23 protein-coding genes are annotated in these 26,703 nt (G+C 59.3%); 18 read left to right on the forward strand and 5 right to left on the reverse strand.

Features of this window, described 5'->3' with window-relative positions; translation table 11 throughout:
- Positions 1 to 5: 5 nt before the first annotated feature.
- Positions 6 to 551, forward strand: coding sequence for an NUDIX hydrolase YfcD (gene yfcD, locus AC2CGQ_RS02435; protein WP_004936086.1), 546 nt, complete (start codon positions 6 to 8; stop codon positions 549 to 551).
- A 55-nt stretch (positions 552 to 606) separates the two neighbouring features.
- Here the strand turns inward: yfcD and AC2CGQ_RS02440 are convergent, their stop codons facing one another.
- Positions 607 to 1,626, reverse strand: coding sequence for a LacI family DNA-binding transcriptional regulator (locus tag AC2CGQ_RS02440; protein WP_004936083.1), 1,020 nt, complete (start codon positions 1,624 to 1,626; stop codon positions 607 to 609).
- Positions 1,627 to 1,936: 310 nt separating this feature from the next.
- Here AC2CGQ_RS02440 and AC2CGQ_RS02445 point away from each other — a divergent pair, with 310 nt between their 5' ends.
- The 5 genes from AC2CGQ_RS02445 to AC2CGQ_RS02465 all read left to right on the forward strand — a co-directional run bounded on the left by AC2CGQ_RS02445 (position 1,937) and on the right by AC2CGQ_RS02465 (position 5,974).
- Positions 1,937 to 2,380 carry a PTS sugar transporter subunit IIA gene (locus AC2CGQ_RS02445; protein WP_021505562.1) on the forward strand — a complete coding sequence of 148 codons (444 nt, stop codon included), beginning with the start codon at positions 1,937 to 1,939 and terminating at the stop codon, positions 2,378 to 2,380.
- Positions 2,381 to 2,472: 92 nt separating this feature from the next.
- The gene (locus AC2CGQ_RS02450; protein ID WP_015378585.1) at positions 2,473 to 2,754 is read left to right on the forward strand and encodes a PTS sugar transporter subunit IIB; all 282 of its coding nucleotides are present in this window, start codon (positions 2,473 to 2,475) and stop codon (positions 2,752 to 2,754) included.
- Between the two features lie 23 nt (positions 2,755 to 2,777).
- Positions 2,778 to 4,157, forward strand: a complete 1,380-nt coding sequence (locus AC2CGQ_RS02455; protein WP_004936074.1) for a PTS ascorbate transporter subunit IIC — start codon at positions 2,778 to 2,780, stop codon at positions 4,155 to 4,157.
- A 13-nt stretch (positions 4,158 to 4,170) separates the two neighbouring features.
- Positions 4,171 to 5,022 (forward strand): transketolase, encoded by an 852-nt coding sequence (locus AC2CGQ_RS02460; protein ID WP_004936071.1) that lies wholly within the window; start codon positions 4,171 to 4,173, stop codon positions 5,020 to 5,022.
- Positions 5,015 to 5,974 carry a transketolase family protein gene (locus tag AC2CGQ_RS02465; RefSeq protein WP_484593451.1) on the forward strand — a complete coding sequence of 320 codons (960 nt, stop codon included), beginning with the start codon at positions 5,015 to 5,017 and terminating at the stop codon, positions 5,972 to 5,974. Before AC2CGQ_RS02460 ends, AC2CGQ_RS02465 begins: the two co-directional genes overlap by 8 nt.
- Positions 5,975 to 6,037: 63 nt before the next feature.
- Here AC2CGQ_RS02465 and pta read toward each other — a convergent pair whose 3' ends face one another.
- Both pta and ackA read right to left on the reverse strand, forming a co-directional pair.
- Positions 6,038 to 8,197, reverse strand: coding sequence for a phosphate acetyltransferase (pta, locus tag AC2CGQ_RS02470; RefSeq protein ID WP_004936066.1), 2,160 nt, complete (start codon positions 8,195 to 8,197; stop codon positions 6,038 to 6,040).
- A gap of 74 nt (positions 8,198 to 8,271) precedes the next feature.
- Positions 8,272 to 9,474: an acetate kinase gene (gene ackA / locus AC2CGQ_RS02475; protein WP_004936063.1), complete on the reverse strand. Its 1,203-nt coding sequence runs from the start codon at positions 9,472 to 9,474 to the stop codon at positions 8,272 to 8,274.
- Positions 9,475 to 9,832: 358 nt separating this feature from the next.
- Between ackA and yfbV the strand changes: the two genes are divergently transcribed.
- From yfbV to AC2CGQ_RS02495, 4 genes are all read left to right on the forward strand, one after another.
- The gene (yfbV, locus tag AC2CGQ_RS02480) at positions 9,833 to 10,288 is read left to right on the forward strand and encodes a terminus macrodomain insulation protein YfbV (protein ID WP_004936061.1); all 456 of its coding nucleotides are present in this window, start codon (positions 9,833 to 9,835) and stop codon (positions 10,286 to 10,288) included.
- A gap of 143 nt (positions 10,289 to 10,431) precedes the next feature.
- Positions 10,432 to 10,926, forward strand: a complete 495-nt coding sequence (locus tag AC2CGQ_RS02485) for a YfbU family protein (RefSeq protein ID WP_004936059.1) — start codon at positions 10,432 to 10,434, stop codon at positions 10,924 to 10,926.
- A gap of 17 nt (positions 10,927 to 10,943) precedes the next feature.
- On the forward strand, positions 10,944 to 11,600 hold the full coding sequence (locus tag AC2CGQ_RS02490; RefSeq protein WP_076740583.1) for a sugar phosphatase: 657 nt from the start codon (positions 10,944 to 10,946) through the stop codon (positions 11,598 to 11,600).
- A 79-nt stretch (positions 11,601 to 11,679) separates the two neighbouring features.
- Positions 11,680 to 13,530 carry an SLC13 family permease gene (locus AC2CGQ_RS02495; protein ID WP_076740584.1) on the forward strand — a complete coding sequence of 617 codons (1,851 nt, stop codon included), beginning with the start codon at positions 11,680 to 11,682 and terminating at the stop codon, positions 13,528 to 13,530.
- 27 nt (positions 13,531 to 13,557) lie between these two features.
- Here AC2CGQ_RS02495 and yfbR read toward each other — a convergent pair whose 3' ends face one another.
- Together yfbR and AC2CGQ_RS02505 are read right to left on the reverse strand one after the other, a co-directional pair.
- Entirely contained in the window at positions 13,558 to 14,157 is a 600-nt protein-coding gene (gene yfbR / locus AC2CGQ_RS02500) for a 5'-deoxynucleotidase (RefSeq protein WP_015378582.1), read from the reverse strand.
- Positions 14,158 to 14,264: 107 nt separating this feature from the next.
- Positions 14,265 to 15,479 carry a pyridoxal phosphate-dependent aminotransferase gene (locus AC2CGQ_RS02505; protein WP_004936047.1) on the reverse strand — a complete coding sequence of 405 codons (1,215 nt, stop codon included), beginning with the start codon at positions 15,477 to 15,479 and terminating at the stop codon, positions 14,265 to 14,267.
- A gap of 855 nt (positions 15,480 to 16,334) precedes the next feature.
- On the opposite strand from AC2CGQ_RS02505, the gene lrhA reads away from it, so the two are divergent.
- The 8 genes from lrhA to nuoH all read left to right on the forward strand — a co-directional run bounded on the left by lrhA (position 16,335) and on the right by nuoH (position 26,695).
- The gene (gene lrhA, locus AC2CGQ_RS02510; protein WP_004936045.1) at positions 16,335 to 17,279 is read left to right on the forward strand and encodes a transcriptional regulator LrhA; all 945 of its coding nucleotides are present in this window, start codon (positions 16,335 to 16,337) and stop codon (positions 17,277 to 17,279) included.
- Positions 17,280 to 17,987: 708 nt separating this feature from the next.
- A complete protein-coding gene (gene nuoA / locus AC2CGQ_RS02515) occupies positions 17,988 to 18,425 on the forward strand; it encodes an NADH-quinone oxidoreductase subunit NuoA (protein ID WP_004936040.1) in 438 nt (145 codons plus the stop codon).
- A gap of 15 nt (positions 18,426 to 18,440) precedes the next feature.
- Positions 18,441 to 19,115 carry a NuoB/complex I 20 kDa subunit family protein gene (locus AC2CGQ_RS02520; protein ID WP_004936039.1) on the forward strand — a complete coding sequence of 225 codons (675 nt, stop codon included), beginning with the start codon at positions 18,441 to 18,443 and terminating at the stop codon, positions 19,113 to 19,115.
- Positions 19,116 to 19,211: 96 nt separating this feature from the next.
- Positions 19,212 to 21,008: an NADH-quinone oxidoreductase subunit C/D gene (gene nuoC / locus AC2CGQ_RS02525; RefSeq protein WP_004936036.1), complete on the forward strand. Its 1,797-nt coding sequence runs from the start codon at positions 19,212 to 19,214 to the stop codon at positions 21,006 to 21,008.
- A gap of 2 nt (positions 21,009 to 21,010) precedes the next feature.
- A complete protein-coding gene (nuoE, locus tag AC2CGQ_RS02530; RefSeq protein ID WP_015378580.1) occupies positions 21,011 to 21,562 on the forward strand; it encodes an NADH-quinone oxidoreductase subunit NuoE in 552 nt (183 codons plus the stop codon).
- Complete coding sequence (gene nuoF, locus AC2CGQ_RS02535; RefSeq protein WP_015378579.1) at positions 21,559 to 22,905, forward strand: NADH-quinone oxidoreductase subunit NuoF; 1,347 nt, start codon at positions 21,559 to 21,561, stop codon at positions 22,903 to 22,905. Before nuoE ends, nuoF begins: the two co-directional genes overlap by 4 nt.
- Positions 22,906 to 22,982: 77 nt before the next feature.
- Positions 22,983 to 25,721, forward strand: coding sequence for an NADH-quinone oxidoreductase subunit NuoG (gene nuoG / locus AC2CGQ_RS02540; protein WP_484593452.1), 2,739 nt, complete (start codon positions 22,983 to 22,985; stop codon positions 25,719 to 25,721).
- Entirely contained in the window at positions 25,718 to 26,695 is a 978-nt protein-coding gene (nuoH, locus tag AC2CGQ_RS02545; RefSeq protein ID WP_004936022.1) for an NADH-quinone oxidoreductase subunit NuoH, read from the forward strand. The genes nuoG and nuoH overlap by 4 nt, the downstream gene beginning before the upstream one ends.
- Positions 26,696 to 26,703 lie beyond the last annotated feature (8 nt).

Genomic DNA, 26,703 nt, shown 5'->3' on the forward strand with positions numbered 1-26,703 from the left:
AGAGGATGGCGGAACAGGGTCAGGCTGCAGATACCGAATGGGTTGATATCGTCGACGAGCAAAACGAGGTGATTGCGCAATCCAGTCGTCAACAGATGCGGGCGGAGCGGCTGCGTCATCGTGCTACCTATATTGTGGTGCATGATGGGATGGGAAAAATTCTGGTGCAGCGTCGCACCGAGATCAAGGACTTCTACCCGGGCTGGCTGGACGCGACGGCGGGCGGCGTAGTGCAAAGCGGTGAAAACGTGCTGGACTCGGCGCGCCGCGAGGCGGAAGAGGAGCTGGGCATCGCCGGCGTGCCTTTCGCCGAACACGGTCTGTTCTACTTCGAAGAAGAGCAGTGCCGGGTGTGGGGCGCGCTGTTCAGCTGTGTGTCGCACGGCCCGTTCGCGCTGCAGGAAGAAGAAGTGGCTGAAGTGTGCTGGCTGACGCCGGAAGAGATCACCGCGCGCTGCGACGAATTTACCCCGGATTCGCTGAAGGCGCTGTCGCTGTGGCTGACGCGCAACAACGAGCAGGATTACGGTAAGCCGCTCGATAACCACTGAGACGCCAACGCGTGAGGAAAGCCGGTCATCGACCGGCTTTTTTTATGCTGTGGATTCAGCAGCTGTCGCGGCGGCACAGCGTGGCGGGCAGGGAACCTGCCGGCTGCCAGGGTTGCTCGTTCAGCCTCGCCAGCAGCGCCTGACCGGCCTGAATGCCGATATCGCGATGCGGAATGGTCATGGTGGTCAGCGGCGGCTGGCACACCCGGCTGAACTCGCTGTTGCCGAATCCCACCACCGCCAGATTGTCCGGCACCTTGATGCGCCGCCGCTGGCATTCATACAGCGCGCCGCCCGCCAGTTCGTCCGAGGCGCACACCAGCGCGTCCAGCTCCGGCCAGGCCAGCAAGAATTCCGGCAGCTGCTGCGCGCCGGTGCTGAAGCTGGCGGGCTGCGCGGCGTTGATCACCCGATGCGGCGACATATGGTTGCGCAGCAGCGCCTTGTGCCAGCCCTGCAGGTGCTGCTGGAAAATCCACTGTTCCTGATTGGCGCACAGCAGCCCGATATTCTGATAGCCGCTGGCGATCACCGTTTGTGTCAGCTGATACATGGCCGCCACGTAATCGATGCCGATGCTCATGTCGATCGGATCGGCGCGCACGGCGCCGATCTCCACCACCGGAATGTTGGCGGCGATCAACGCGTTGCGGGCATTTTGCGAATGCTCGACGCTGAGCAGCACCGCCGCCGCCAGGTTGTAAGAGAGCAGGGTCTCCAGCAGTTTCTCCTCGCGTTCCAGGTGGTGCTGCGACTCCGCCAGCATGATGTGATAGCCGGCGGGCTGCAGCACTTTCTGCAGGCCGGCGAACATCTCGGCGCAGCCGGATTCGGACAGGCTGGGCACCACCATGGCGATGGTGTAGGAGGAGGCCGACGCCAGCGAACTGGCGGCCAGGTTGGGCAGATACCCCAACTCGCTCACCGCGGCTTCAATCTTCTCGCGCAGTTTGTCTGAAACCTGCTCCGGCGTGCGCAGCGCGCGCGACACCGTCATGGTGCCGACGCCCGCCAGCTGCGCTACATCAGCCAACGTCACCCTGCCCGTGCTGCGTCGTTTTTTACCGATCGACATGCCAAATCCCGACTGAAATGCGCGCGCGGCGCATAAAAATGGTGAGGGTGGGAAGCCGACGGCGCGGCTTCGACGATCCCCGTATGCGGCACATTCTACCCCGTTACCCGAAAGAGCGAGAAAAAATTGTGGTTAACGTCATACCGCAGCACGGCGTTTTGATAGCGCTATCACAGATCTGCATGATAGCGCTTTGGTAGCGCTATCTTTGTGATATCCATCACTGTGTGGCCAGGAGGGGTTGATTAAAGTTTTACCGTCGCCGGTGAATTAATCACCGGCCGCAATCATCGACTCTCGGGAGGATAACGTGCTGAAAGAGTGGCTGACCGCCGATCATATACAGCTGTGCGAACGGGTGGAGGACTGGCGCCAGGCGGTAACGCTGAGCGCGCAGCCGCTGCTGCAAGACGGTGTGATTACGCCGAATTACCTGACGGCCATCTTTCATCAGCAGGAGAAGCTCGGCCCTTACTTTGTCCTGGCGCCGGGCATCGCCATGCCACACGCCCGGCCGGAGGAAGGCGCCAGCGCGCTGGGGTTATCGCTGTTGAAGATCCATCAGGGGGTGAACTTTCATTCCGCGGATAACGATCCGGTTCAGGTGGTGGTGATGCTTTCCGCACCCGACGGCAACAGCCACATCGAATTGATTTCGCAACTGGCGGAATTATTTTCCGATAACCAGGCCATGGAGGCGTTATTTCACGCCAAAGATAAACGGCAAATCGAGGATATTATCGCCCGCTATTAACGTTTAATCACCAGGAACATTATTAATGCTAACAACGCCGGGAATATGACCGGCGGCGCTACCCTACACGCTAAATTCAACAGGTGGATATCATGAAAATCATGGCGATTTGCGGTTCAGGTCTCGGCAGCAGCTTTATGGTGGAAATGAACATTAAAAAGGTGCTGAAAAAGATGGGGGTGGAGGCCGAGGTTGAACACTCCGATCTGTCGTCCGCCACTCCCGGCGCGGCCGACGTGTTCGTGATGGCAAAAGACATTGCCGACAGCGCCAGCGTGCCGGCCGAGCAGCTGGTGGTGATCAGCAACATCATCGACATCAATGAGCTGGAAGCCAAGCTGCGCGCTTACTTCGAAGCCCACTCAATCCTCTGAATAAAACGATTGGCGAGGTGGATATGTTTATCCAGGAAACGCTCAAGTTTGTGGTGGATATATTAAAGGTGCCTTCGGTGCTGGTCGGGCTTATTGCGCTGATCGGTTTGCTGGCGCAAAAGAAATCCTTTTCCGACGTGGTGAAAGGCACGGTAAAAACCATTCTCGGCTTTATCGTGTTGGGCGGCGGCGCCACGGTATTGGTCGGGTCGCTCAATCCGTTGGGCGGCATGTTCGAACACGCGTTTAATATTCAGGGCATCATTCCGAACAACGAAGCGATCGTCTCTATCGCGCTGGAGAAATACGGCGCTTCCACCGCCTTGATCATGGCGTTCGGCATGGTGGCGAACATCGTGGTGGCGCGCTTCACCCGGCTGAAATACATCTTCCTCACCGGCCACCACACCTTCTACATGGCCTGCATGATCGGCATCATCCTGACGGTGGCAGGCTTCGAGGGCGTGCAGCTGGTGTTTACCGGCGCGTTGACCCTGGGGCTGGTGATGGCGTTCTTCCCGGCGATTGCCCAGCGCTATATGCGCCGCATCACCGGCAACGACGATATCGCTTTCGGCCACTTCGGCACCCTGGGCTATGTGTTGTCCGGCTGGATCGGCTCGAAGGTGGGCAAAAATTCGCGCTCAACCGAGGAGATGAACCTACCGAAAAATCTCAGCTTCCTGCGCGACAGTTCTATTTCGATCTCGATGACCATGATCGTCATCTATCTGATCCTGGCGATCTGCGCCGGGCGGGCCTATGTGGAAAGCGAGCTCAGCGGCGGCCAGAACTACCTGGTGTATTCGATTATCCAGGCCATCACCTTCGCCGCCGGGGTGTTCATCATTCTGCAGGGCGTGCGCTTGATTCTGGCGGAGATCGTGCCGGCGTTCACCGGCTTCTCGGAAAAACTGGTGCCTAACGCGCGGCCGGCGTTGGATTGTCCGGTGGTTTATCCCTATGCCCCCAACGCGGTGCTGATCGGCTTCCTGTTCAGCTTCCTTGGCGGGTTGGCCGGGCTGTTCCTGCTGGGGCAACTGAAGATGGTGCTGATCCTGCCCGGCGTGGTGCCGCATTTCTTCACCGGCGCTACCGCCGGGGTGTTCGGCAACGCGACCGGCGGGCGGCGCGGCGCGATGCTGGGCGCCTTTGCCAACGGGCTGCTGATCACCTTCCTGCCGGTGCTGCTGCTGCCGGTGCTGGGGGCGCTGGGTTTTGCCAACACCACCTTCTCCGACGCCGACTTCGGCGCGATCGGCATCCTGCTGGGCAATATGGCACGCTTTATGTCGAAAGAGATGATCATGCTGGCGATTGTCGCCGTGTTCGCGCTGCTGGTGGCGCATAACTTCCTGGGAAAACGCAAAGGCGCGCCGGCCGCTGACCGCGTCGAGAAATAACGAGGGCAGAGTGATGAACGACACAACGAGCGAAACGGAAATTGAAGAGCTGCGTGCCCTGGCGCGCGCGATCCGCCTGGAAACGCTGAAAGCGCTGACCGGGCTGGGCTTCGGCCACTATGGCGGCTGCATGTCGGTGGTGGAGACGCTGGCGGTGCTGTACGGCGGCGTGATGCGCATCGATCCGGCGGATCCGGACTGGCCGGAGCGCGATGACTTCGTGCTGTCGAAAGGGCACGCCGGCCCGGCGTTGTACAGCACGCTGGCGATCAAGGGCTACTTCCCGCTGGCGGAACTGAAGACCCTCAACCAGAACGGCACGCGCCTGCCGAGCCACCCGGACCGGCTGCGCACGCGCGGCGTGGACGCCACCACCGGCTCACTGGGGCAGGGTGTGTCGATCGCCGCCGGCATGGCGTTGTCCCACCGGCTGGCGGGGCGGCGCAACCGGGTGTTCAGCATCCTCGGCGACGGGGAGCTGAACGAAGGGCAGTGCTGGGAGGCGTTCCAGTTTATCGCCCACCACAACCTGAACAACCTGACGCTGTTCATCGATTACAACAAGCAACAGCTGGACGGCGCGCTGGACGAGGTGATCCAACCGTTCGATCTGGCCGCCAAGTTCCGCGCCTTCGGCTTTGAGGTGCAGACTGTCAAGGGTGACGACATCGCGGCGCTGCTGGCGGCGGTAGCGCCGGCGCGCGGCGGTGAACAGCGGCCGCTGGCGATCGTGCTCGACAGCATCAAGGGACAGGGCGTGACCTATCTGGAAAACCTGTCGAACTCACACCACCTGCGCCTGACGCCGGACGTGCAGCTGGAGATCGAAAAAGCCATCGCCGAACTGGAGGCCGCCCATGTTTAACGTAGTGACGCAGTTGGAAAACGACACCGTCGAAATGCGCAAAGTCTACGCCGGCGCGGTGCGGCGGCAGATTGAAGCGGGCGCGCCGATCATCGCGCTGGAGGCGGATTTGATGAGCTCGATGGCGATGGACGGCGTGCACAAGGATCACCCGCAGCACGTGATCAACTGCGGCATCATGGAGGCCAACGTGATCGGCGTCGCCGCCGGGCTGTCGCTCACCGGCCGGGTGCCGTTCGTGCACACCTTTACCGCCTTCGCCAGCCGCCGCTGTTTCGATCAGCTGTTCATGTCGCTGGATTACCAGCGCAACAACGTCAAGGTGATCGCCTCCGACGCGGGGGTGAGCGCCTGCCACAACGGCGGCACTCACATGTCGTTCGAAGACATGGGCATCGTGCGCGGGCTGGCGCATTCGGTGGTGCTGGAGGTGACCGACGCCACCATGTTCGCCGACATTCTGCGCCAGCTGATGGATCTGCGCGGCTTCTACTGGGTGCGCACCATCCGCAAGCAGGCGACGCGCATCTACCAGGACGGCTCGCGCTTTACCATCGGCAAGGGCAACCTGCTGCGCGACGGCGACGATATCACGCTGATCGCCAACGGCATCATGGTGGCGGAGGCGCTGAAGGCGGCGGAGATGCTGGCGCGGCAAGGTGTCAGCGCGGCGGTGATCGATATGTTCACCCTCAAGCCTATCGACCGTGAACTGATCAAAACCTACGCGGCCAAGACCGGACGCATCGTCACCTGTGAAAACCACAGCATTCATAACGGGCTGGGATCGGCGGTGGCGGAGGTGTTGGCGGAGGAGTGCCCGACGCCGATGCGGCGCGTGGGGGTGAAGGAGCGTTACGGCCAGGTGGGCACCCAGGCGTTTTTACAGCAGGAGTATGGTCTGACCGCCGAACATATTCTGGAGGCCGCCGGGCAGTTGCTGGCGCGTTAGGGAACGCAAAAGAAAAGCGCCGGTCAATGACCGGCGCTTTTTTATCGCTCAACCTGAAGAATATCAGGCCTTGGCGGCGGCAGCGTCAGCCTGGGAAGACTGGATCGCCGTCAGCGCAACGGTGTAGACGATATCGTCAACCAGTGCGCCGCGCGACAGGTCGTTCACCGGCTTGCGCATGCCTTGCAGCATCGGCCCAATGGAGACCAGGTCAGCGGAACGCTGTACCGCTTTGTAGGTGGTGTTGCCGGTGTTCAGATCCGGGAAGATGAACACGGTCGCCTGGCCGGCCACCGGTGAGTTCGGCGCCTTGGATTTGGCAACGTCGGCCATGATGGCGGCGTCGTACTGCAGCGGGCCGTCGATGATCAGGTCCGGGCGTTTTTCCTGCGCCAGACGGGTCGCTTCGCGCACTTTCTCGACGTCGCTGCCCGCACCGGAGTTGCCGGTGGAGTAGGAGATCATCGCTACGCGCGGCTCGATGCCGAAGGCGGCGGCGGAATCCGCAGACTGGATGGCGATTTCAGACAGCTGCTCGGCGGTCGGATCCGGGTTGATCGCGCAGTCGCCGTAGACCAGTACCTGGTCAGGCAGCAGCATGAAGAACACGGAGGATACCAGCGAGCTGCCCGGCGCGGTTTTGATCAGCTGCAACGGCGGACGGATGGTGTTGGCTGTGGTGTGAACCGCGCCGGAGACCAGACCGTCGACTTCGCCTTGTTCCAGCATCAGGGTGCCGAGCACCACGTTGTCTTCCAGCTGCTCGCGCGCGACCACTTCGGTCATGCCCTTGCTCTTGCGCAGCTCAACCAGACGCGGCACGTAGTTTTCACGCACGGCGACCGGATCGACGATTTCGATGCCTTTGCCCAGCTCAACGCCTTGCGCCGCCGCGACGCGCTGGATCTCGTCCGGGTTGCCGAGCAGCACGCATTCCGCGATGCCGCGTTCGGCACAGATGGCCGCCGCTTTCACGGTGCGCGGCTCGTCGCCTTCCGGCAGCACGATGCGCTTGCCGGCTTTACGCGCCAGTTCGGTCAGCTCGTAACGGAACGCCGGTGGAGACAGGCGGCGTGAACGCTCGGAGGTGGCGGTCAGCGAATCGATCCACTCGGTGCTGATGTGGCTGGCCACGTAGTTCTGCACTTTCTCGATGCGCTGGTGGTCGTCCGCCGGCACTTCGAGGTTGAAGCTCTGCAGGCTCAGCGAGGTCTGCCAGGTGTTGGTGTCGACCATGAACACCGGCAGGCCGGTCTGGAAGGCGCGTTCGCACAGCTTCTTGATCGGCTCGTCGATGGCGTAGCCGCCGGTCAGCAGGATAGCGCCGATTTCCACGCCGTTCATCGCCGCCAGGCAGGCGGAGACCAGTACGTCAGGACGGTCTGCGGAGGTCACCAGCAGGGAGCCTGGGCGGAAGTGTTCCAGCATGTGCGGAATGCTGCGCGCACAGAAGGTCACGGACTTCACGCGGCGGGTCATGATGTCGCCTTCGTTGACCACGCGGGCCTTCAGGTGGCGAGCCATGTCGATGGCGCGGGTGGCGATCAGATCGAAGCTCCACGGCACGCAGCCCAGAACCGGCAGCGGGCTGTTGGCGAACAGCTGCGCAGGATCGACATGGGCGATGCTGGCCTTGGTGGAGTCGTCGAAGATTTCGGACAGGTCAGGACGGGTGCGGCCCTGATCGTCGACCGGTGCGTTCAGCTTGTTGATGATCACGCCGGTGATGTTTTTGTTCTTGCTGCCGCCGAAGCTGGTGCGCGCCAGTTCGATGCGCTCTTTCAGCTGCGCCGGGGAGTCGTTGCCCAGCGCCAGCACGAAGACGATCTCGGCGTTCAGGGTTTTGGCGATCTCGTAGTTCAGCGCATTGGCGAACTGGTGTTTGCGGGTCGGCACCAGGCCTTCGATCAGCACCACTTCCGCGTCTTTGGTGTTCTCGTGGTAGCGCGCCACGATCTCTTCCATCAGCACGTCTTGCTGGTTGGAGCTCAGCAGGCCCTCAACGTAATCCATGCGCAGCGGTTCGGCCGCCGGGATGGTGGAGTTGCTGCGGATGATGGTGGTGGTCTGGTCGAGTGCGTTGTCGCCGGTGCGCGGTTGAGCGATAGGTTTGAACACGCTCAGACGAACGCCTTTTTGCTCCATGGAGCGGATGACACCCAGGCTGACGCTGGTCAGGCCGACGCTGGTGCCGGTGGGGATCAACATAATAGTACGTGACACAGAATAGTCCTCTTCACGATTAACATGAGGCTAAAACAACACCGTCAGCCTGGGCTGACGGTGTTTTGAGAGCATTACGCGGTCAGGCGGGATGCGTCCTGCGCGATGACCAACTCTTCGTTGGTCGGGATCACCAGCGCCAGGCGGCTGCCGTCTTTGGTGATGGCGCCGGATTTGCCGAAGCGAGCGGCCATGTTGCGGTCGTGGTCGATTTCGAAGCCCAGCAGGCCCAGTTTGTTCAGGGTCAGCTCACGCACCATGCCGGCGTTCTCGCCGATGCCGCCGGTGAAGATCACCGCGTCCAGACGGCCTTCCATCAGCGCGCTGTAGGCGCCGACGTATTTGGCCAGACGGTGGCAGAACACGTCCATGGCGCGTTTGGCGTCGGCTTTGCTGTCGTAGTTGTCTTCAACGTAACGGCAGTCGCTGGTGACTTCGGTCAGGCCCAGCAGACCGGATTCTTTGGTCAGCATCTTGTTGATCTGATCAACGCTCATGCCCAGAGAATCGTGCAGGTGGAAGATGATAGCCGGATCGATGTCACCGCTGCGGGTGCCCATTACCAGGCCTTCCAGCGGGGTCAGACCCATGGAGGTGTCAACGCACTGGCCGTTGCGCACTGCGGTGACGGAACCGCCGTTGCCCAGGTGGCAAGTGATCACGTTCACTTCTTCCACCGGCTTGTTCAGCATCTTCGCGGCTTCCTGAGTCACGTAGAAGTGGCTGGTGCCGTGTGCGCCGTAGCGGCGAACGCCGTGGTCGCGATACAGGCTGTACGGCAGGGCGTACAGGTAAGATTCTTCCGGCATGGTCTGGTGGAACGCGGTGTCGAACACGGCAACGTTCTTGTCAGCCAGGTGAGGGAAGGATTTCAGCGCTTCCGCGATGCCGATCAGGTGAGCTGGGTTGTGCAGTGGTGCAAACGGCACGGAATCTTTGATACCCTGCAGAACTTCGTCGTTGATCACGGCGGAGGCGGTGAACTTCTCGCCGCCGTGCACGATGCGGTGGCCGATGGCGGTCAGCTGCGCGGAAAGCTCTGGTTTTTGTGCCAGAATAGTATTAACAATGAAGTTCAGCGCTTCGCTGTGTGCAGCGCCGGCCCCCAGGGCAGCTTCGTGTTTGGCGCCGTCCATTTTCCACTTGATGCGAGCTTCAGGCAGGTGGAAACACTCGGCCAAACCGGAGAGGAATTCGTCGCCGTTAACGGCATCGATGATGGCGAATTTCAGAGAAGAACTGCCGCAGTTAAGAACCAGTACTAGCTTACTCGACATGGAAGTACCTACTTAAATAGTCGTGTTGTTAAAAGAAAATCGAACACACGTGGTGAATTAATCGTCAATCAGACAACAAGCGTAGCGCATAGTGCCGATGACATTTATGATTAACATCATGTGAAGTGCACAAATCACAGGATGATGGAAAAACCGATGATTTCTCTGCGGTTTAAATAATCTTGATTTTTATAGGGCTAAAAGTTGACAAAATTTACGTCATCTTCTACCGGCCACAAGGCCGGCTTAGGATACCGATAGCCCGGTGCAAACACAAAATAAATTTAAAGCTTCAAATTTTTTAGTATGGTCTCTGGCAGCACGCTTTTAGTTTCTTTACGTGACGTTGAGGTACGCAATGACGAGCAAACCGTCCGGTTCCGTAAGCTGGTTTCAGGTCTTCCAGCGCGGGCAGCATTATATGAAAACCTGGCCGTCAGACAAACGTCTGGCACCGGTCTTTCCGGAGAACCGCGTTGCGCGTGCCACCCGTTTCGCTATTCGTTTCATGCCGCCGTTGGCGATTTTCACGCTGACCTGGCAGATCGCGCTCGGCGGCCAGCTCGGCCCGGCGATCGCCACCGCGCTGTTCGCTTGCAGCCTGCCGATGCAGGGCTTGTGGTGGCTGGGGCGCCGCTCTGTTACGCCGCTGCCGCCGACGCTGTTGCAATGGTTCCATGAGGTGCGCAACAAGCTGACGGAAGCCGGGCAGGCGGTAGCGCCGCTCGAAGGCACGCCGACCTATCAGACGTTGGCTGATTTGCTCAAGCGCGCCTTCAAGCAGCTGGACAAAACCTTCCTCGACGATCTGTAAATGAAAAAAGGCCGCGCTGATGCGGCCTTTCTCGTCAAAGCGCCAATAACCCCGGTTTAAATCAAAGAACGGTCGAGTTGTGATTTCCTGCGTTCTTGCGCTGTGCGATGCTCCCGCCATCACACAGAAATGAGGAAATCCTGATGGAAATGACCAACGCCCAGCGGCTGATCCTGTCGAATCAGTACAAGATGATGACCCTGCTCGATCCGGACAACGGCGATCGTTATCGCCGGTTGCAAACCATCGTCGAACGCGGCTTCGGTTTGCAAATGCGCGAGCTGGATCGCGACTTCGGCGAACTGAGCGAAGAGGTGTGCCGCACCATCATCAACGTGATGGAGATGCATCATGCGCTGCAGGTTTCCTGGGGCAACCTGAAAGAGAAGCAGGATCTGGACGAGCGCCGCCTGGCGTTTCTCGGTTTCGATGCCGCGACCGAGGCGCGCTACCTGAGTTACGTGCGTTTCCTGGTTAGCACCGAGGGGCGCTATACTCACTTTGATTCCGGCAGCCACGGTTTTAACGCCCAGACCAAAATGTGGGAAAAATATCAGCGTATGCTGGCGATTTGGCAGGCCTGCCCGCGCCAGTATCATTTGAGCGCCGTTGAGATAGCGCAAATCATCAATGCTTGATTAAGAAGAGGTTTTCTGTGGAGTGTAAGGGTTTTCTGTTCGATCTTGATGGCACCCTGGTGGATTCGCTGCCGGCGGTAGAGCGCGCCTGGACGCACTGGGCCGAGCGCCGCGGCGTCGACCCGCAAACGGTGCTGGACTTCATTCACGGTAAACAGGCCATTACTTCTCTGCGCCACTTTATGCCGGGCGAAAGCGAAGCGGAAATTCAGCGTGAATTCCAATTGCTGGAGCAGGTGGAAGCGCAGGATACCGACGGCGTTCGCGCGCTGCCGGGCGCCATTGCATTGCTGGAGCGCCTGAACGCGCTCGGCATCCCTTGGGCGATCGTCACCTCCGGTTCGGTGCCGGTGGCGAGCGCCCGCCGCCAGGCCGGCGGCTTGCCGCAGCCGGCGGTGTTCATCACCGCTGAGCAGGTTAAACACGGTAAACCGCAGCCCGACGCCTATCTGCTGGGCGCCGAGCGCCTAGGGCTGGCGCCGCACGAGTGCGTGGTGGTCGAAGACGCACCGGCCGGCATTCTCTCCGGCCTGGCGGCGGGTTGCCAGGTGATTGCGGTCAACGCCCCGGCCGATGCGCCGAAGCTGGAGCAGGTCGACCTGCGGCTGGATTCGCTGGCGCAGATCGCCGTCGATAAAACGGCGCAGGGCGCGATCGTTCGCCGGCTGGCCTAAGTGGCATTATCTTCACCCTAATTGATTAGACCCCGCCTCGGCGGGGTTTTTTTATGCTATTTTTTAGGCCTTTGGACATTTGCCGGATGAGGCCGTTTTGAACAGCGAATTACTGTGGGTGCTGAGTTTACTGCTGATTGCCATCGTGCTGTTTACCACCAACAAGCTGCGTATGGACGTGGTGGCGCTGTTGGTGATCATCGCTTTCGTGCTGAGCGGCACGCTCAGCCTGCAGGAGGCGACGGTCGGTTTCAGCGATCCCAACGTGATTTTGATCGCCGCGCTGTTCGTGATCGGCGAAGGGCTGGTGCGCACTGGCGTGGCTTATCAGGTGGGCGACTGGCTGGTCAAAGTCGCCGGCAGCAGCGAAACCAAAATGTTGATGCTGCTGATGGTGACGGTCGCCGGGCTCGGGGCATTTATGAGCTCGACCGGCGTGGTGGCGATCTTTATCCCGGTGGTGCTCAGCGTGACGGCGAGAATGAAGATCGCGCCGGGGCGGCTGATGATGCCGCTCAGTTTCGCCGGGCTTATCAGCGGCATGATGACGCTGGTGGCCACGCCGCCCAACATGGTGGTCAACAGCGAACTGGTGCGCGAAGGCATCCATGGTTTCGGTTTCTTCAGCGTGACGCCTATCGGCCTGGTGGTGCTGGCGCTGGGCGTTGGCTACATGCTGATCGCCCGCCGTTGGCTGGGCAGCAGTGACACGGGCAAAGCCGGCGACGACTGGCAGCGCCGCTCCTTCCGTGACCTGATCCGCGATTACAAGCTGACCGGCCGTGCGCGGCGGCTGGCTGTCCGCAGCGCTTCGCCGCTGATCGGGCGTTCGCTGGACGAGCTGCACCTGCGTGCGCGCTATGGCGCCAACGTGGTGGGCATCGAGCGCTGGAAACGCTTCCGGCGGGTGATGGTCAGCGCCTCCGGCAGCACCGAGCTGCGCGAGGGCGACGTCCTCTTGATCGACATGTCGGACAGCCAGGTCGATCTGCGCGAATTCTGCGGCGAACAGCGGCTGGAGCCGATGGTGCTGCGCGGCGATTACTTCTCGGAACAGTCGCGCAACGTCGGCATGGCGGAGGTCTCGCTGATCCCGGACTCGGCGCTGCTGGGCAAAAGCCTGCGCGAAGCGGCGTTCCGCAGCCGCTACGATCTGAACGTGGTGGGCATCCGCCGCCACGGCGAGACGCTGGGCGGCAAATTGGTGGACGAGCCGCTGGAACTGGGCGACATCTTGCTGGTGATCGGCGACTGGAAGGCGATTCGTCAGCTGCAGGCCAAAACCCACGACTTTATCGTGCTCAATCTGCCGGCCGAGGTGGACGAAGTGGCGCCGGCCATCACGCAGGCCCCGCACGCGCTGTTTTGTCTGGCGCTGATGGTGGCGATGATGCTGACCGACGAAATCCCCAACCCAATCGCGGCGCTGATCGCCTGCTTGCTGATGGGCAAGTTCCGCTGCATCGATATGGAGAGCGCCTATAAATCGATCCATTGGCCGAGCATTATTTTGATTGTCGGCATGATGCCGTTCGCGCAGGCGCTGCAAAAGACCGGCGGGGTGGATCTGATTGTCAGCGGGCTGATGGACGTCGCCGGCGGCGCGGGGCCGCGCGTGATGCTGCTGTGCCTGTTCGTCTTGTGCGCCACCATCGGCCTGTTTATTTCCAACACCGCGACGGCGGTGCTGATGGCGCCGATCGCCATTGCCGCCGCGCGCGAAATGGGGGTATCGCCATACCCGTTCGCGATGATTATCGCCGTCGCCGCGTCCGCCGCCTTTATGACGCCGGTCTCTTCACCGGTCAATACGCTGGTGCTGGGGCCGGGCAATTACAAGTTCGGCGATTTCGTGCGGCTCGGCGTGCCGTTCACCCTGTTGGTGATGGCGGTCAGCGTGATTGTGGTGCCGTGGCTCTACGGTTTTTAACGGCGCAGCGAGGCTGCGCCGGCGGGGTTACAGCGAGCTGTCGAGGCTGATTTCGTCCAATGACAGGCTGAAACTGGGAATGAATACCTCCATGAAGTAGTCCATTTCCGGGCTGCGGCGCTGCTCCAGGGTTTTATCCAGCCGCGCCTTGGCCAGGGTGAATTCGTTGTTGCCGGCAGAGAGTTCTTCCAGGCATTTCAGGTAGGCGCACAATGCGTCCGCCTGCTTCACCACCTGTTTTTCATCTTCGCTGTAGTAGTGCTCATCGAGAATGGTGCGGAAATCGTTGCGCAGTTCCGCGGGGATCATGTCCAGCAGCTTTTGCTGGGCGATCTTTTCGATCTTCTTGTACTCATGGGCGATCTGCGGATTGTAGTACTTGATCGGCGTCGGCATGTCGCCGGTGATCACTTCGCTGGCGTCGTGGTACATCGCCAGCAGCGCAACGCGATCGGCGTTGAGGTTGCCGTTGAATTTGCGGTTCTTGATCACCGCCAATGCGTGGGCGACAAAGGCCACCTGCAGACTGTGTTCGGAGACGTTCTCGGTACGCACGTTGCGCATCAGTGGCCAGCGGTTGATCAGTTTCAGGCGGGACAGATGGGCGAAGAAATGGCTCTGGCTCATGGTGCTCTCTTTAACGGCAAGTGAGGGCCCCATTGTGAAGCAGTGACGGCGAATTTTGCAACCGGGCAATGAGAGAAGGGCGCAGCAAGGCGCTGCGCCCCAGGCGATTACTGATGGTAGCCTTCAAGGAAGCGGCCCAGCTTGCCGACCGCCATTTCCAGCTCGTCTACGCGCGGCAGGGTGACGATACGCACGTGATCCGGGTAGGGCCAGTTGAATGCGGTCCCCTGCACCAGCAGCACTTTTTCCTGCAGCAGCAGATCCAGCACCAGTTTCTGGTCGTCATGGATATTGAAGCGTTTGGCATCGATGCGCGGGAACATATACAGCGCGCCTTGCGGCTTCACGCATGAGACGCCCGGAATGTCGTTGAGCAGTTCCCAGGTACGGTTGCGCTGTTCGTACAGACGGCCGCCGGGCTGAATGAATTCGCTGATGCTTTGATAACCGCCCAGCGCGGTCTGAATGGCGTGCTGCATCGGCACGTTGGCGCACAGGCGCATCGAAGCCAGCATCTCCAGCCCTTCGATATAGCCTTTGGCGTGCTTCTTCGGCCCGTTCAGCACCATCCAGCCCTGACGGAAGCCCGCCACGCGGTAGGTTTTCGACAGGCCGTTGAAGGTCACGGTCAACAGATCCGGCGCCAGCGCAGCGATCGAATGATGCTCCGCTTCGTCATACAGGATCTTGTCGTAGATTTCGTCGGCGAAGATGATCAGGTTGTGTTGGCGGGCGATCTCGACGATCTGCTCCAGCAGCGCTTTACTGTACACCGCGCCGGTCGGGTTGTTCGGGTTGATGATCACGATGCCGCGGGTGCGCGGGGTGATCTTGCTGATGATGTCGTCCAGATCCGGGAACCAGCCGGCCTGCTCATCGCACAGGTAATGTACGGCCTTGCCGCCGGACAGCGAGACCGCGGCGGTCCACAGCGGATAGTCCGGCGCCGGCACCAGCATTTCGTCGCCGCTGTTGAGCAGCGCCTGCATGGATTGAACGATCAGCTCGGAGACGCCGTTGCCAATGTAGATATCCTCAACGGTCACGTCACGCATGTTGCGCGCCTGATAGTGCTGCATGATCGCTTTACGCGCCGAGAAGAGGCCCTTGGAGTCGGAGTAACCTTGCGCCGTGGGCAGATTGCGGATCACGTCGACCAGGATTTCGTCCGGGGCGTCGAAACCGAACGGGGCAGGGTTGCCGATGTTCAGTTTCAGGACTTTGTTGCCTTCTTCTTCAAGACGTTTAGCTTCTTTAAGCACCGGGCCGCGAATGTCATAGCAGACGTTGTCCAGTTTGCTGGATTTCTCAATGGGGGACATAAAAAGTTGAGCCTTTTGCTGGGATAGGGGCGCTCCTACCGTGGGACGCCGCAACCCGCCCAATGTACTCCTGGCGTAGTTGCTTTTGAAGGGTTTTGCACGCCTTTGGTGCAAATGCATGTCGTAAAGGGGGATTTTAGTTATGATAAGCAAAGGTAAAGTTATTTTGTGGTTCATAATTTCATGAACTATAATTTTACTAGGGTTTTGTTCTGTTAAATTGCGTGTCGATAAACGAGACGTGCCGGCGATCGCGGCCGGTAGCAGTGAAATGATAAGCCGAAAGTGAGAATGGGCTTCAATAAACTGTAAAGGAACGATAATACCGGAGTTGTCTGATAGCGGGTTGCCGGTTAGCGCACCACACTAAGAAAATGGCATATTTACATTAGCTTTACTTTATATTTCAGCTTAAGCATTGTTTATGTGGTTATAGGATTATTATTTAAAGTAAAAATCTTACTGATTGAATTTATTAAATTCATTGAGTGATAACACGAAGTTGGTGCCGTTAATTATTTATTTTTCTTACTCTGTAATGCAGTCTGAACGCCGGTTGATAAGGATTCTCAGTAGCACGAATGGAGTGGAAATTAGGCGGTATCAATGAGTAAAATCTCAGGTACGGTGGGGGTTTTCCCTTTCCACCGGTATTCAGTCCCCCGCGTTCTATAAGCACCATCGATAGATCGCATTTTAAAAGGCGATAGAGGTAACGAATCATAAGTAATTTTTTTGCCCTCCACTTATGAGTGGGGTACTGTCATAACAGGCTCCGTCCTTTTCAACGGCGTCTGAGAAACACACCAGGGTAGTAGTTCGTAAATTAGAATTTAAAAAAGTGAAGAATACACTATGACAACTGCAAATCGTCCGATACTTAATCTCGACCTCGATCTGCTAAGAACCTTTGTTGCGGTTGCTGATTTGAATACCTTCGCGGCGGCGGCTGTTGCCGTTTGCCGTACGCAATCAGCCGTCAGCCAACAAATGCAGCGATTAGAGCAACTGGTCGGCAAAGAACTGTTTGCCCGCCATGGGCGCAACAAACTCCTGACTGAGCATGGTATTCAGCTTCTCGGTTATGCCAGGAAGATCCTGCGCTTTAACGACGAAGCCTGTACCTCGCTGATGTACAACAATATTAAAGGTGTTCTGACCATCGGCGCTTCCGACGACACCGCCGATACCATTCTGCCTTTCCTGTTGAACCGCGTGACCGCCATCTATCCGAAGCTGGCCATTGACGTGCGCGTAAAGCGCAGCACGACGATGGTCGATCTGCTGGAAGAGGGTGAGATCGATCTGGCGGTGACCACGGCCGATCCGGCCGGGCACCCGCACATCGTGCTGCGCACGTCGCCGACGCTGTGGTACTGCGCTGCCGATTACCACTATCAGGCCGGCGAACCTATCCCGCTGGTGGTGATGGATGAACCAAGCCCGTTCCGCGCGCTGGCGATCAAACAGTTGGACGAAGCCGGTATCCCGTGGCGTATCGCCTACGTCGCCTCCACGCTGTCTGCGGTGCGGGCGGCCTGTAAGGCCGGTCTGGGTGTGACCGCGCGGCCGATCGAGATGATGAGCCCCGATCTGCGGGTGCTGGGCGCGGTGGAAGGTTTGCCGCCGCTGCCGGATACCCAGTATGCGCTGTGCAAAAACGCGCAGTGCAGCAACGAACTGGCAATGGCCATCTTCAGCGCGATGCAGGGCGGCAATGACGGCTATGGTTTCAACGGCGCGGAAGCCGGTCTCCAGGGCGATCAGGATGATGCCAGCCTGGTGGACGAAGAAGAATAACGCCGCGGCGTGATATCTGATGAAAAACCTCTGCTTCGGCGGAGGTTTTTTTTGGCCGTTTTTTGGCGATTTTTACTGTTATAGGGATTTAATGACGATTTTGTTATGAGTTGGCTGTTTTATTAACTTTTAAGCGTTGCTGAAAAGAGAATTTGACCGGGTTTAAGATGCTGGGTTTATTTTTTGAACAATAAGATTGAATGAGTTAAAGGCATGGTAATGTTAGGGTTATTTTGTTAGCTTATGGCGGCCGTTTTTGCGGCTTAATTTGAGGAAAATTGTTAAAGGGCCACACTTTTTTTGAGGATTTATGCTGAAAACGTGTCCTGGATCAAAAAAATACCCCTAGGTAGTGAGTGGAAGAACAGGGAATTCCTGAGACAATGGTATAGTAAAACTGAAATGTGCATGTTGGTTTATATCTATCTGTTTCTACACAAAAATTAACTGACACGATTTAGCCTGTCCCTGGCGCATCAAATGTTAATCAAATGATACGTATGTAAACTAGTGTGTAGATACTTTTGTCAAAGTTGACAAAAGGTTATAGAAAGGAGTAAAAAGCCCACAGAAAAACGCTGCCTAACTCGCTGTAAAAGCAGTTTGTTTGTGTGGTTATTTATCCTTCCCTTAAATCGATGTGGCGCACTAACTGCCGGTGACAAGAGCAGTGCGATCGACGCCACTTTTGATGAGTAAGCATAGAGTATGTCAACAACCACTGAAGTTATCGCTCATCACTGGGCGCTCGCCGTATTTCTCGTCGTGGCTATCGGGCTTTGCGGCTTAATGCTGCTGGGTGCGTTCTTCTTGGGCGGGAGAGCCCGGGCGCGCGCCAAACACACCCCGTTTGAATCAGGTATCGACTCCGTCGGCACGGCGCGCATGCGCTTGTCCGCCAAGTTTTACCTGGTGGCCATGTTCTTCGTTATTTTCGACGTTGAAGCCTTATACCTGTATGCCTGGTCGGTCTCGATTCGCGAGAGCGGCTGGGTGGGCTTTATCGAAGCCGCCATTTTCATTTTGGTGCTATTGGCCGGTCTGGTTTATCTGGTGCGCATCGGCGCGTTGGATTGGACTCCGGCGCGTTCCCAACGCCGCAGCAAACCAAGCACGATCACTAACACCAACAGTCATCCGCAGTAACAGCGAGGCATTAAGATGGACTATACGCTCACCCGCATAGACCCGAACGGTGAGAACGACCGTTATCCCCTGCAAAAACAGGAGATCGTCGCCGATCCCCTGGAACAACAGGTCCACCGCACGGTTTACATGGGTAAACTCGAACATGCGCTGCATGACATGGTGAACTGGGGGCGTAAAAACTCTATTTGGCCGTATAACTTCGGCCTTTCGTGCTGTTACGTGGAGATGGTGACGTCGTTTACCGCCGTTCACGATGTGGCGCGTTTCGGTGCGGAAGTGTTGCGCGCCTCCCCGCGTCAGGCTGACCTGATGGTGGTGGCCGGCACCTGCTTCACCAAGATGGCCCCGGTCATCCAACGCCTGTACGAGCAGATGCTGGAGCCCAAGTGGGTGATCTCGATGGGCGCCTGCGCCAACTCCGGCGGCATGTACGACATCTATTCCGTGGTGCAGGGCGTGGACAAGTTCCTGCCGGTCGACGTGTACATTCCTGGCTGCCCACCGCGTCCGGAAGCTTACATGCAAGCGCTGATGCTGCTGCAGGAATCTATCGGCAAAGAACGTCGCCCGCTGTCGTGGGTTGTCGGCGATCAGGGCGTTTACCGCGCCAATATGCAGTCTGAAAGAGAGCGTAAACACGGCGAGCGCATCGCGGTGACCAACCTCCGGACGCCTGACGAGATTTAAGACGTTCATTTAACGTCCATCTTAGTGCGCTATTGGTTAACACAGCGAAAAGTGAAACTTGCGGCGAATAACCCTTTAGTGTGGTGAAAAAAAATTATGACAGATTTGACGACGCACGACGCCTTGCCTGCCTGGCAGACCCGAGATCACCTTGACGACCCGGTGATCGGCGAACTGCGCAACCGTTTTGGGCCGGAAGCCTTTACTGTTCAGGCCACCCGCACCGGCATGCCCGTGGTATGGGTTAAACCTGACCAGTTACTGGAAGTAATGACGTTCCTGAGAAAACAGCCGAAGCCGTATGTCATGCTGTTCGATCTGCATGGCGTGGACGAACGTCTTCGCACCCACCGCGACGGCCTGCCCGCTGCGGATTTCTCCGTTTTCTACCATCTGATTTCCATCGAACGCAACCGCGACATCATGCTGAAGGTGGCGCTGTCTGAAAAAGACCTGCACGTGCCGACGGCGACCAAGGTGTTCCCGAACGCCAACTGGTACGAGCGCGAAACCTGGGAAATGTTCGGCATCACCTTCGACGGCCACCCGCACCTGTCGCGCATCATGATGCCGCAGACCTGGGAAGGGCACCCGCTGCGTAAGGACTACCCGGCGCGCGCCACCGAATTCGATCCTTTCGTGCTGACCAAGCAGAAAGAAGATCTGGAGATGGAAGCGCTGACCTTCAAGCCGGAAGACTGGGGCATGAAGCGCGGCACCGAGAACGAAGACTTCATGTTCCTCAACCTCGGCCCGAACCACCCGTCCGCGCACGGTGCGTTCCGCATCATTCTGCAACTGGACGGCGAAGAGATCGTCGACTGCGTGCCGGATATCGGCTATCACCACCGCGGCGCCGAGAAGATGGGCGAGCGTCAATCCTGGCACAGCTACATTCCGTACACCGACCGCATCGAGTACCTCGGCGGCTGCGTGAACGAAATGCCTTACGTGCTGGCGGTCGAGAAACTGGCCGGCATCAAGGTGCCTGAGCGCGTCGACACCATCCGCGTGATGCTGTCCGAACTGTTCCGCATCAACAGCCACCTGCTGTACATCTCCACCTTCATTCAGGACGTCGGCGCGATGACCCCGGTGTTCTTCGCCTTTACCGACCGTCAGAAGATCTACGATCTGGTGGAAGCGATCACCGGTTTCCGTATGCACCCGGCCTGGTTCCGCATCGGCGGCGTCGCGCACGATCTGCCGCGCGGCTGGGATCGCCTGCTGCGTGAATTCCTCGACTGGATGCCGAAGCGTCTGGACTCCTACGTGAAAGCGGCGCTGAAGAACAGCATCCTGAAAGGCCGCTCCATCGGCGTCGCGTCTTACAACGCCAAAGAAGCGCTGGAGTGGGGCGTGACCGGCGCCGGCCTGCGCGCGACCGGCGTTGAGTTCGACGTGCGTAAATGGCGTCCGTACTCCGGCTACGAGAACTTCGACTTCGAAGTGCCGGTCGGCGACGGCACCAGCGACTGCTACACCCGCGTGATGCTGAAGGTGGAAGAGCTGCGCCAGAGCCTGCGCATCCTCGAACAGTGCCTGAACAACATGCCGGAAGGCCCGTTCAAGGCCGATCACCCGCTGACTACGCCGCCGCCGAAAGAGCGCACGCTGCAGCACATTGAAACGCTGATCACCCACTTCCTGCAGGTTTCCTGGGGCCCGGTGATGCCAGCCAACGAATCATTCCAGATGATTGAAGCCACCAAAGGGATCAACAGCTACTACCTGACCAGCGACGGCAGCACCATGAGCTATCGCACCCGGGTACGTACGCCGAGCTTTGCGCACCTGCAGCAGATCCCATCGGTCATCCGTGGCAGCCTGGTTTCCGACCTGATCGTCTATCTGGGTAGTATCGATTTTGTAATGTCAGATGTGGACCGCTAACTATGCATGATCAAAAAGACAATCACGCAGTCAATGATGCGCTCGAGCCCATCAACGCAGCCGCTCCTCAGAGCGGCGTTGATGCATTTGTACTGAGCGCGGAAGAACGTGATGCGATCGAGCACGAAAAGCACCATTACGAGGATCCGCGCGCCGCTTCCATCGAGGCACTGAAAATTGTGCAGAAGCAGCGCGGCTGGGTTCCGGACGGTGCGATTTACGCCATCGCGGAAGTGCTGGGCATCCCCGCCAGCGACGTAGAAGGCGTGGCCACGTTCTACAGCCAGATTTTCCGTCAGCCAGTAGGACGTCACGTGATCCGTTATTGTGACAGCGTTGTTTGTCACATCACCGGTTACCAAGGCATTCAGGCCGCTATCGAGAAGAAGCTGAACATCAAGCCGGGTCAAACCACCTTTGATGGCCGCTTCACGCTGTTGCCGACCTGCTGTCTGGGCAACTGCGATAAAGGGCCGACCATGATGATTGATGACGACACGCACAGTCAGCTGAAGCCTGAAGATATCGAGACGCTACTGGAGCAGTACCAATGACCAAGCACATTGTACGCACTCCCGAAACGCATCCGCTGACCTGGCGTCTGCGCGATGACAAGCAGCCGCTGTGGCTGGACGAATACCGCAGCAAAAACGGCTATGCCGGCGCAGAGAAGGCCCTCAAAGGCCTGGCCCCGGACGAGATCGTCGGCCTGGTGAAAGATTCCGGGCTGAAGGGCCGCGGCGGCGCGGGCTTCTCCACCGGTTTGAAGTGGAGCCTGATGCCGAAGGACGAATCCATGAACATCCGTTACCTGCTGTGTAACGCCGATGAGATGGAGCCGGGCACCTATAAAGACCGCCTGCTGATGGAGCAGTTGCCGCACCTGCTGGTGGAAGGCATGCTGATCTCCGCGTTCGCGCTGAAAGCCTACCGCGGGTACATCTTCCTGCGCGGTGAGTACATCGAAGCGGCGGCGCACCTGCGTCGCGCCATCGCGGAAGCCACCGAAGCCGGCTATCTGGGCAAGAACATTCTCGGCACCGGATTTGATTTCGAGCTGATCGTGCACACCGGCGCCGGCCGTTACATCTGCGGCGAAGAAACCGCGCTGATCAACTCGCTGGAAGGCCGCCGCGCCAACCCGCGCTCCAAGCCGCCATTCCCGGCCAGCGCCGGCGTGTGGGGCAAGCCGACCTGCGTCAACAACGTCGAAACGCTGTGCAACGTGCCGGCCATTTTGGCGAACGGCGTGGAGTGGTACACCGGCATCTCCGGCAGTGAAGACAAAGGCACCAAGCTGATGGGCTTCTCCGGCCGGGTGAAAAATCCGGGCGTCTGGGAGCTGCCGTTTGGCACCACCGCGCGCGAGATCCTGGAAGACTACGCCGGCGGCATGCGCGACGGTCTGCGTTTCAAAGCCTGGCAGCCGGGCGGCGCGGGCACCGACTTCCTGACCGCCGATCATCTCGATCTGCCGATGGAATACGGCGCGATCGGTAAAGCCGGCAGCCGTCTCGGCACCGCGCTGGCGATGGCGGTAGACCACGAAATCGGCATGGTGCCGCTGGTGCGCAACCTGGAAGAGTTCTTCGCCCGCGAGTCCTGCGGCTGGTGTACGCCATGCCGCGACGGCCTGCCGTGGAGCGTGAAGATCCTGCGTGCGTTGGAAAACGGCGAAGGGCAGCCGGGGGATATTGAAACCCTCGAACAGCTGTGCCGTTCCCTCGGCCCGGGCAAAACCTTCTGCGCCCACGCGCCAGGTGCCGTAGAGCCACTGCAAAGCGCGATTAAATATTTCCGTGAAGAGTTCGAGGCGGGTATCGCCGTGCAGCACTTCGGCAACGCCCATGCGATTGGCGGCATTCAGCCGAACAATCTGCTGAAGCAGCGCTGGTAAGCCGAATTCGCCCGAACACGGCCAGAATTTTTGATTAACGCCTGCCGCAAGGCAGGCCACTTGGAAGCATGCTGACTATGGCTACGATTCATGTAGACGGCAAAGAGTATGAGGTAGACGGGGCGGACAACCTGCTGCAGGCTTGTCTCTCCCTCGGCCTTGATATTCCTTACTTTTGCTGGCATCCGGCGCTGGGAAGCGTCGGCGCTTGCCGCCAATGTGCGGTAAAGCAATACCAAAACGCGGAAGATACGCGCGGCCGTTTGGTGATGTCCTGTATGACCCCGGCATCCGATGGCACCTTTATCTCTATCGATGACGGCGAAGCGAAGCAGTTCCGTGAAAGCGTGGTTGAGTGGTTGATGACCAACCACCCGCACGATTGCCCGGTGTGTGAGGAAGGCGGTAACTGTCACCTGCAGGATATGACGGTAATGACCGGCCACAGCTTCCGTCGCTACCGCTTCACCAAGCGCACCCACAACAACCAGGAACTGGGGCCGTTTATCTCGCACGAGATGAACCGCTGCATCGCCTGCTATCGCTGCGTGCGTTACTACAAAGACTATGCGGACGGCACCGACTTCGGCGTGTACGGCGCGCACGACAACGTCTACTTCGGTCGCCCGGAAAGCGGCACGCTGGAAAGCGAGTTCTCCGGCAACCTGGTGGAAGTGTGCCCGACCGGCGTCTTCACCGACAAAACGCACTCCGAGCGTTACAACCGTAAATGGGACATGCAGTTCGCGCCGAGCATTTGCCAGCAGTGCAGCATCGGCTGTAACACCAGCCCGGGCGAGCGCTATGGTGAGCTGCGCCGTATCGAAAACCGTTACAACGGCAGCGTGAACCACTACTTCCTGTGCGACCGCGGCCGTTTCGGTTACGGCTACGTCAACCAGAAAGATCGTCCGCGTCAACCGCAGCAGCTGCGCGGCGACGACTGGATCACCCTGAACGCCGAGCAGGCGATGCAGGGCGCGGCGGACATCCTGCGTCAGGCGAAGAAAACCATCGGCATCGGCTCCCCGCGCGCCAGCCTGGAAAGCAACTTCGCACTGCGCGAGTTGGTCGGCGTCGAGAACTACTACACCGGTATCGCTCAGGCGGAGCAATCACGTCTGGCGCTGATGCTGAACGTGCTGAAGAACGGCGGCGTTCATACGCCGGCGCTGCGTGAGATCGAAGATTACGACGCGGTGCTGGTGCTGGGCGAAGACCTGACGCAAACCGGCGCGCGCATCGCGCTGTCCGTGCGACAGGCCGTCAAGGGCAAAGCCCGCGCGATGGCGGCGGCGCAACGCGTGGCCGACTGGCAGATCGCGGCGGTGCAGAACATCGGTCAGCACGCCAAGTACCCGCTGTTCACCACCAACGTCGACAACACTCGTCTGGATGACATCGCCGCCTGGAACTACCGCGCGCCGGTAGACGAGCAGGCGCGCTTCGGCTTCGCCATCGCTCACGCGCTGGATAGCGCAGCGCCGGCGGTGAACGATCTGGCTGAAGGCCTGAACAAGAAAGTCGATATCATCGTGCAGGCGCTGACCGGCGCACGCAAACCGCTGATCGTGACCGGCAGCAACGCCGGCAGCGAAGCCATCATCGAAGCGGCGGCCAACATCGCCAAAGCGTTGAAGGGCCGCGGTTCCGATGTCGGCATCACCTTCGTGGCGGGCGCAGCCAACAGCATGGGCCTGGCGATGATCGGCGGCGGTTCGCTCGATCAGGCGCTGGAACAGCTGGCGAGCGGCGCAGCCGACACCGCCATCGTGATGGAAAACGATCTCTATCGCCATGCGCCGGCGGCGCAAGTGGACGCGGCGTTGGCCAAGGTCAATAACCTGATCGTCGCCGACCACCAGCGCACCGCGATCATGGACAAAGCCAATCTGATCCTCTCCTCGGCCAGTTTCGCCGAGAGCGACGGTACGCTGATCAACCAGGAAGGCCGCGCGCAGCGCTTCTTCCAGGTATACGATCCGGCTTATTACGACGACGCCAAGAAGAATCAGTTCACCGTGATGCTGGAAAGCTGGCGCTGGATGCACTCGCTGCACTCCACCTACACCAGCCGCCACGTGGACTGGACCCAGCTCGATGACGTGATCGCCGCTTGCGTCGCCGCGTTGCCGCAGCTGCAGGGCATTGTCGATGCCGCGCCGGACGCGACGTTCCGCATTCGCGGTCAGAAGCTGGCACGTTCGCCGCACCGTTCCAGCGGCCGTACCGCCATGCGCGCCAACATCAGCGTGCACGAGCCGCGTCAGCCGCAGGATAAAGACACCATGTTCGCCTTCTCGATGGAAGGGAACAACAGCCCGCTGGCCGATCGTCAGCAGATCCCGTTCGCCTGGGCGCCAGGCTGGAACTCACCGCAGGCATGGAACAAGTTCCAGGCCGAAGTGGGCGGCAAACTGCGCCACGGCGATCCGGGCGTGCGCCTGATCGAAGCGGGGGAGGGCAGCCTCGGTTACTTCGACCGCGTGCCTGCCGCGTTCAATCCGGTCGACGGCTGGCGTGTCGCGCCTTATTACCACCTGTTCGGCAGCGATGAAATGTCGCAGCGCTCTCACGTGATCCAGCAGCGTATGCCGGAAGCCTACGTGATGGTCAACCCGGCCGATGCGGCGACGCTTGGCGTTAATGCGGGCAGCCTGGTGGAGTTCAGCTGCGCGGGCCAGACTCTGCGTCTGCCGGTGCGTCTGAGTGAAACCCTGACCCAGGGCCAGGTTGGTTTGCCGCTCGGCTTGCCAGGGATCCCGCCGATCTTGGTGGGTGCTAAGGTAGACAATCTGCGGGAGGCGGCACGATGAGCTGGTTTACCCCTGAGGTGATCGACATCTTGATCGCCATTCTTAAAGCGGTCGTGATCCTGTTGGTGGTCGTGGCGTGCGGGGCGTTCATGAGCTTCGGCGAACGCCGCCTGCTCGGCCTGTTCCAGAACCGTTACGGACCGAACCGCGTAGGCTGGGGCGGCTCGCTGCAGCTGGTCGCCGACATGATCAAAATGTTCTTCAAGGAAGACTGGGTGCCGAGATTCTCCGACCGGGTGATCTTCACCCTGGCGCCGATGATCGCCTTTACTTCCCTGTTGCTGGCATTTGCCATCGTGCCGGTCAGCCCGACCTGGGCGGTGTCCGATCTCAACATCGGTATTCTGTTCTTCCTGATGATGGCCGGCCTGGCGGTGTACGCCGTGCTGTTCGCCGGCTGGTCGAGCAACAACAAATACTCGCTGTTGGGCGCGATGCGCGCCTCCGCGCAAACCCTGAGCTACGAAGTGTTCATCGGCCTGTCGCTGATGGGCGTGGTGATGCAGGCGGATTCGTTCAACATGCAGGCCATCGTTGAATCTCAGGCGCACGTCTGGAACGTCATTCCGCAGTTCTTCGGCTTCGTGACCTTCGCGATCGCCGGTGTGGCGGTGTGTCACCGTCACCCGTTTGACCAGCCGGAAGCCGAGCAGGAACTGGCCGACGGTTACCACATCGAATATTCCGGCATGAAGTTCGGTCTGTTCTTCGTGGGGGAATACATCGGTATCGTCACCGTGTCCGCCCTGATTGTGACGTTGTTCTTCGGCGGCTGGCAGGGTCCGTTCCTGCCGCCATTCATCTGGTTCGCGTTGAAAACGGCCTTCTTCATGATGATGTTCATCCTGATCCGCGCCGCGCTGCCGCGTCCGCGTTATGACCAGGTGATGTCCTTCGGCTGGAAAGTGTGCCTGCCGCTGACGCTGCTGAACCTGCTGGCAACCGCCGCGGTCATTTTGTACAACGCTCAATAAGGGGTGAA

The sequence above is a fragment of the Serratia sp. DFXYC6 genome, assembly GCF_057196085.1.

Coding starts and splice junctions, on each gene's coding strand:
- AC2CGQ_RS02465 (WP_484593451.1), top strand. CDS start 5,015: ATGTTTAACGTAGTGACGCAGTTGGAAAACGACACCGTCGAAATGCGC.
- nuoF (WP_015378579.1), top strand. CDS start 21,559: ATGACCAAGCACATTGTACGCACTCCCGAAACGCATCCGCTGACCTGG.
- nuoE (WP_015378580.1), top strand. CDS start 21,011: ATGCATGATCAAAAAGACAATCACGCAGTCAATGATGCGCTCGAGCCC.
- ackA (WP_004936063.1), bottom strand. CDS start 9,474: ATGTCGAGTAAGCTAGTACTGGTTCTTAACTGCGGCAGTTCTTCTCTG.
- AC2CGQ_RS02520 (WP_004936039.1), top strand. CDS start 18,441: ATGGACTATACGCTCACCCGCATAGACCCGAACGGTGAGAACGACCGT.
- nuoH (WP_004936022.1), top strand. CDS start 25,718: ATGAGCTGGTTTACCCCTGAGGTGATCGACATCTTGATCGCCATTCTT.
- nuoG (WP_484593452.1), top strand. CDS start 22,983: ATGGCTACGATTCATGTAGACGGCAAAGAGTATGAGGTAGACGGGGCG.
- AC2CGQ_RS02450 (WP_015378585.1), top strand. CDS start 2,473: ATGAAAATCATGGCGATTTGCGGTTCAGGTCTCGGCAGCAGCTTTATG.
- yfcD (WP_004936086.1), top strand. CDS start 6: ATGGCGGAACAGGGTCAGGCTGCAGATACCGAATGGGTTGATATCGTC.
- AC2CGQ_RS02440 (WP_004936083.1), bottom strand. CDS start 1,626: ATGTCGATCGGTAAAAAACGACGCAGCACGGGCAGGGTGACGTTGGCT.
- AC2CGQ_RS02485 (WP_004936059.1), top strand. CDS start 10,432: ATGGAAATGACCAACGCCCAGCGGCTGATCCTGTCGAATCAGTACAAG.
- yfbV (WP_004936061.1), top strand. CDS start 9,833: ATGACGAGCAAACCGTCCGGTTCCGTAAGCTGGTTTCAGGTCTTCCAG.
- nuoA (WP_004936040.1), top strand. CDS start 17,988: ATGTCAACAACCACTGAAGTTATCGCTCATCACTGGGCGCTCGCCGTA.
- nuoC (WP_004936036.1), top strand. CDS start 19,212: ATGACAGATTTGACGACGCACGACGCCTTGCCTGCCTGGCAGACCCGA.
- yfbR (WP_015378582.1), bottom strand. CDS start 14,157: ATGAGCCAGAGCCATTTCTTCGCCCATCTGTCCCGCCTGAAACTGATC.
- AC2CGQ_RS02460 (WP_004936071.1), top strand. CDS start 4,171: ATGAACGACACAACGAGCGAAACGGAAATTGAAGAGCTGCGTGCCCTG.
- AC2CGQ_RS02505 (WP_004936047.1), bottom strand. CDS start 15,479: ATGTCCCCCATTGAGAAATCCAGCAAACTGGACAACGTCTGCTATGAC.
- AC2CGQ_RS02455 (WP_004936074.1), top strand. CDS start 2,778: ATGTTTATCCAGGAAACGCTCAAGTTTGTGGTGGATATATTAAAGGTG.
- lrhA (WP_004936045.1), top strand. CDS start 16,335: ATGACAACTGCAAATCGTCCGATACTTAATCTCGACCTCGATCTGCTA.